This is a genomic window from Peptoniphilus sp. DNF00840 (assembly GCF_001553125.1).
Lineage (GTDB): Bacteria > Bacillota > Clostridia > Tissierellales > Peptoniphilaceae > Peptoniphilus_A > Peptoniphilus_A vaginalis.
The window spans coordinates 1-729 of the sequence record NZ_KQ960250.1 but is presented as its reverse complement, the minus strand read 5'-3'; the positions used below and the strand labels follow the sequence as shown (position 1 = coordinate 729).

Annotated in this window: 1 protein-coding gene; it reads left to right on the top strand. The window is 28.9% G+C overall.

The genetic code is table 11. The annotated features are described in order from the left end of the window. Window positions 1–729 (top strand): coiled-coil domain-containing protein (locus HMPREF1864_RS08660; protein WP_197415091.1); only part of this gene is annotated, 729 nt, incomplete at both ends.

Here is a 729-nt window from a genome sequence, read left to right as displayed (position 1 = left end):
TGCCTAAGGAAGAGCCTTTAAATAAAGAAGAACTAACAAATCTAATTAATGAAGCTAGGGCAATTGAAAAAGGCGATAAGACAGAAGAAGCCTTTAATAAATTACAAGAAGCAATAAAAAAGACTCAAGAATCAATAGATAAGATTAAGTCTAAAGAATATTTAGAAAATGCAAAAAATGAACTTCAAAAAGCAATTGAAGAATTCAAGGAAAGTCCAGCAGAGGTAAAAGAAGCAAAAAATAAAACTGAACTTGAAAAGTTATTACGTGAACAAGACTCTTTATACAAAGATGTACTAAAGGGCGAGTACAAAGAAGAAGGCAGTAAGTTATATTTAGATAAATATAAAGAAGCTATAAAGTTATTAGAAGATCCAAAGGCGAAAGAAGAAGACATTGATGATGTAATAAGATCTTTAAAATCAATAAGGCAAAATAGATTAGTCTTAAAAATTTTAGATATTTTCCAAGACTTAATAGTTAAAGCTGAAGAAATAACAAATAGAGGAAATACTGATAAAAAATACACAGAAGATTCCTTCAACAAGTTAAAAGAAGCTGTTGTTGAAGCAAATAAATATTGGCTTACTAAAAATGATCAACCTAAGGAAAAAATTGAAAGTTTAAATGCAATGCTAAAAGAAGGGCTTGAAGGATTAAAGGAAGTAGCAAAGCCTGAATTAAACAAAGAAGCTTTAACAAAGGAAATAGCAGAAGCTAAGAAAGTTG